Source organism: Deinococcus sp., from assembly GCF_018260405.1.
In the GTDB taxonomy this organism is placed as follows: domain Bacteria; phylum Deinococcota; class Deinococci; order Deinococcales; family Deinococcaceae; genus Deinococcus.
Window position 1 is genome coordinate 266 of sequence record NZ_JAGLBG010000138.1, and the last position, 4,587, is coordinate 4,852.

Annotated in this window: 3 protein-coding genes and 1 pseudogene; 3 read left to right on the forward strand and 1 reads right to left on the reverse strand. The window is 63.5% G+C overall.

The annotated features are described in order from the left end of the window. Positions 1–1,077 (forward strand): Obg family GTPase CgtA (gene cgtA / locus QZ269_RS12080; protein WP_291426958.1); only part of this gene is annotated, 1,077 nt, incomplete at its 5' end. Positions 1,078–1,116: 39 nt separating this feature from the next. Here cgtA and QZ269_RS12085 read toward each other — a convergent pair. Further along, positions 1,117–2,286: a DUF418 domain-containing protein gene (locus tag QZ269_RS12085; protein WP_291426959.1), complete on the reverse strand. Its 1,170-nt coding sequence runs from the start codon at positions 2,284–2,286 to the stop codon at positions 1,117–1,119. 673 nt (positions 2,287–2,959) lie between these two features. On the opposite strand from QZ269_RS12085, the gene QZ269_RS12090 reads away from it, so the two are divergent. Next, a complete protein-coding gene (locus tag QZ269_RS12090; RefSeq protein WP_367272295.1) occupies positions 2,960–4,207 on the forward strand; it encodes a hypothetical protein in 1,248 nt (415 codons plus the stop codon). Between the two features lie 190 nt (positions 4,208–4,397). Beyond that, positions 4,398–4,587 (forward strand): annotated as a pseudogene (locus tag QZ269_RS12095) (A/G-specific adenine glycosylase); the annotation flags it as partial.

Here is a 4,587-nt window from a genome sequence, read left to right on the forward strand (position 1 = left end):
GAGGTTCCAGTAGGTACGACGGCCTTTGACGAGGACAGCGGTAAGGTCATCGCTGATCTGATTCGCGTGGGTCAGGAAAAGATCATCGCGCGGGGCGGCGGCGGTGGGCGCGGGAACAGCACCTTTGCCAGCAGCACCCGTCAGGCTCCCCGTTTTGCCGAGCTGGGGGTGCCGGGCCAGAAGCGCCGCGTGCGCCTGGAACTGCGCCTGATCGCCGACGTGGGGCTGGTGGGCTATCCCAACGCGGGCAAATCGAGCCTGCTGGCCGCACTTTCGCGGGCGAACCCGATGATCGCCGATTACCCGTTTACCACCCTCGCGCCGATTCTAGGCGTGGTGCAGCGCGGCGAGAGTTGGGGAGACGGGCGCGACGAGCGCTTTACCCTCGCCGACATCCCCGGCATCATCGAGGGAGCCAGTGAGGGCAAGGGGCTGGGCCTGGAATTCCTGCGCCACATCAGCCGCACGCGCGTGCTGGTGTACGTGCTGGACGTGACCCGTGACCCGGTCGAGGAACTGGGCCAGCTTCAGGCCGAGTTGCGCTCTTACGACCCGACCCTGCTGGACAACTCCGCGCTGATCGCGCTGAACAAGGTCGAGCTGGTCGAGCCGGACATCGCCGAGATGGTCGAGGCGGAACTGGCCGAGTTCGGTCTGCCGGTGCTCAAGGTCAGCGCCAAGGAAGGCAATGGCCTGCCCGACCTGCGCGAGACGCTGTTCCAGATGATGCCCGACCGCGAACTGTGGGCGCAGAATAAGGCGCTGCAAATCGAGCCGGATACCCTGACCGAGGCCCCGCTAACCCTCACCTTCCGCATCGATCCGGCGGCCAAAGGCGTGGGTGTCATCAATGACGGGCAGCCCGAGCGCGTCTGGGAAATCCATGGTGGCGGCTTCGAGGAAAAGATCGTGCGTTTCTCGCGCTACATGGAAGAAGCGGCCGAGTACCTGGGCAACTTGTTCAAGCGCCAGGGTCTCTACAACGCCCTCAAGCGGGCCGGAGCACGCGAAGGCGACACCGTCGAGATCGGCACCTTTAGGTTTGAATACTTCGACGAGGACGAGAACAAAGAGTAGCCGGAAAACTGAGCTAGGGCGGGGACTACGGCCCTCGCCCTATTTTCTGGCTGCCGGTACAGCGTAGACCAGTCGCCGCACTAGCCTCTCCAGCGGCCCGCTGCCGGAGCGCCGCACGATCAATCCGCTGAGCCACACCTGAAGCAGCCCGAAGGCCAGCGCCAGCCCCAGCGTCGCCGCCGCCCCCCAGCGCCCCCACTGTGCCCCGGCGTAGGGATAAAACACGGTGGTCATCACCAGGCTCTGCGCCAGGTAATTGCTCATGGCGATGCGCCCGCTCTGGGCAAAGGGCCGCAGCAGTCCCAGGCGGCCCTGCACCGTCAACAGCCCGATCAGGCCCACGTAGCCCAGTCCGCCTGCCAAGCCACCGCCCATGCGTACCGGAATGGCAAACAGACTGCTGGCGTAGTCGGGGCGGGTATTGAGCCAAGCCAGCACCATGCCCAGGAGCAGGCCCAGCGTCGTGCCCCACCTCGCCAACTTTTGCAGCAGCGGCACATGCTCCTGCGGGCGGGCCAGCACACCGCTGCGGTAGGCGGCGGCCCCCAGACAAAACAGTGCGATCAGCCAGGGGCCGTTATACAAAGCGCCGCCCCACAACTCCCCCGGAAACTCGGCGGCCCGCCCCGCAACCAGGGCCGGGTAGGTCGCCTGAGCGCTTAGGTCAGGAAAGGTGCCCGAGCGCTCTAAAGTGCCGTAAGACAGGGACTGTGCCGCGCTCCAGAGCGTGTCGGCCAGCCACGATCCGCCGCACACTAGGGCCGTGCCCAGCAGCACGCGCTCGCTGCGCCCCGCTAGCGCCAGCAGCGACAGCCCAGCTACCGCGTACAGACTGATGATGTCGCCGTGCCACACCAGCACGAAATGCAGTGCCCCGACTAGCAGCAGCACCAGATGCCGCCTTAGAAAAAGCCGGGGGCCATGCCGCCGAATCAGCCCCGCCGCGCCCCAACCGAACAGCATGGCAAAGAGACTGATAAACCGCCCATTGGCCAAAATGTCGGTCAGCACCTGCGCGGCGCGGTCAATGCCGCGTTGCTGCCACTCGCTGAAAGCCGCAAAGTCCTGCATGTTCACGCACAAAATCCCCAGCAGGGCCACGCCGCGCAGCACGTCCGGCAGCAGCGAACGCTCCTGCACCGGGCGGGGCGCGACCGTGGTGGTAGGGCTACTGAGCATGGTAGTGCTGGGCGGAGAGGGAGAAGTCATGGCAGTTCCCATTGTGCGGCTTGTATAAAACTCTAAAACAACCCGGCAATAAAAAAGCCGCCTCTGTGGGCGGTGATGTCAACAACTATAGCGCGGTATTCAGCATTAGTCAACTTTATGCAGCCACAGGGCAGGCGTGAAGCCGCGACGCCCCGCCCCATCGCCCTTGTTTGACCCAGAAGTGCATCGGCTCGGGCGTGGCGTACACCTCGTTCACATACCGCCAGCTCATTTCGGTCGGAAGGTCGGGGCGTTTGGGTCTAGCCATCAGCCTGCTAGAAGGCATTCAGGGCGCGGTCAGGCTGGGGCCGCAGCGGGTGGTCGGAGAGATTCAGAAAGGCACGCTGCACAGCGCCAGCATCAACAGCCGCGTACTACGGCTCGATACTTCAGAACTTTTGGACGCCGTACCAAGATCCGCGAAAGTAAGCTTAAAGGTGAAAGCAAGCCGTTTGCTCTGCTCAAAACATAATAAACGGTCTCTTTCTTTTCTAACTGCCCTGAAATATTTGATCCTGACGGATTTTCGCGTCACACTAAGGCGTAGTAGAGAGCCGGAAATTTCCAGTTCTATCTGCTAGGTTTATTCTGCACTGCTCGACATTGCAACTCATACGAGATCAACCGCCAGCATGGCGACCAGATTTTCGTTTTTAACGGAGGGCTTTACCTCGTGAACCCAATTCGCTACATCATCACCCGCTCCTGCCTGCAAGAGGGCAGCATGCGCCTGCTCAAGTACAACGAGTCGTTCTTTCCTGAAAACGGCCCGGTGCAGTTCATCGATGACCGTGGAACTGAACATACCGTTCAGGTCGAGCGCAACCGGATGTGTGTCAGTGGCCTCGGGGCCTTCTACCACGCTCAGAATCTGGGGGTTAATGACGTTATGGTCATTACGCCCATGACGCCGGGGCGCTATGAGGTCGAGACCATCGTCAAGCCCCACGCCGCCGCGCCCGCACCGCGCCAGCCGGTTGCCAAGCAGCCCGACGCCCAGCGGGTGGTCGTGTCGAGTACGCCACATGTGCGCGAGGTCAGGATGCAGCGGCCCACTGTTTCTGAGGCCGTTTCCGAGTCGGCCACCCCGCCCGTGGCCCGGAGCGAGCACCCAGAACGGAACGAACCCAGAACGGAAGTGGCCCCGCGCCCCGAGGCCAGGCCGGATGTCCGTGAGGCGGCCCGCGAAGTGGCGGCCCTCTTTGCTCCGGCTGCTTCCGGCGCGGCGACGCAAAAGGGTGCAGGAACCGGCAACCAGAGCGAGGATTTGCTCGCCGAATTTGCTCGCCTGACCGGGTACCAGCTGACTCACCCGGCGTCCGGACTGATGCGCCTGAGCGCCGATCTGGGGCCGCAGCATGGCTACACAGTGCTGCTGGCCGCCGATCCGCTGGCCATGACCCAGCCTGCCTGGGAAAATGGGCAAGACGAGGCCAAGCTGCTCCTGACCCACGAGGCCGAGCGGGCCGAGGGAGTTTCCCGCGTGACGCGTGAGGCGCTGGTGGCCCTGACTGACCACGCCCGCCTGACCCCCCTAAGCCCCATTGACCTGCGTGGATACTGGCGGGCCGGAAACCTCGATCTGGCAGGCGCGGCCAGCATCGCGGAACTGGTCAGCGCTCACCTGGCGCAGCGCGGCGCGTTCAGCTTCGTGGTGCTGAGTCTGGCCCAGCAACCGGCCAACAGCATCATCAGCGTCATGCAACTGGCCCAGCGATTGGGCAGCGGCGTGAATACCGCCGAACTGAACATTATCCTGGAAACCCTGTCACGCCCACCCTTCCTGGCGCTGACCCCCTTGCAGGGAGGGCAGTATCTGCTGCGTATGGGCATGGCCGACCTACTCTCTGAACTGTCAGAGTATGCCCTGGGCGTGCGCCGCCGCGTGCGCACCCCAGGCCAGAGTGAACTGGCTTACTGATGGCGCCTTCCGGGGCTGTGCACGCGTAACCGCCGAACCGATCTGCGCGAAACCTGCGCAAACGACGCGACGGTGCTGGCGCTCCTGAAAAATCTGTTGAAGTCTCTTTTTCCCACGGTTAGCTGGGAGAAAGGGACTTTTTGTCTCCTGTATCGCGGTCGTGGCTTGCGCTGGCCCGTACACTGCGTCGGTGCAACCCCCCTCCATTCCTGAAGTGCGTCGGTCGCTGCTCGGCTGGTTTGATCGCCAGGGCCGCGACCTGCCCTGGCGGCTAGGCCATGAAGGTGGGCGTGACCCCTACCGCGTGTGGGTGGCCGAGATTTTGCTTCAGCAGACGCAGGTTTCGCGGGGGCTGCTGTACTACCAGCGGTTTTTGGAAC

Excerpts from the sequence above, each read along its gene's own strand:
- QZ269_RS12085 (WP_291426959.1), bottom strand. The coding sequence starts at position 2,286 with ATGACTTCTCCCTCTCCGCCCAGCACTACCATGCTCAGTAGCCCTACC.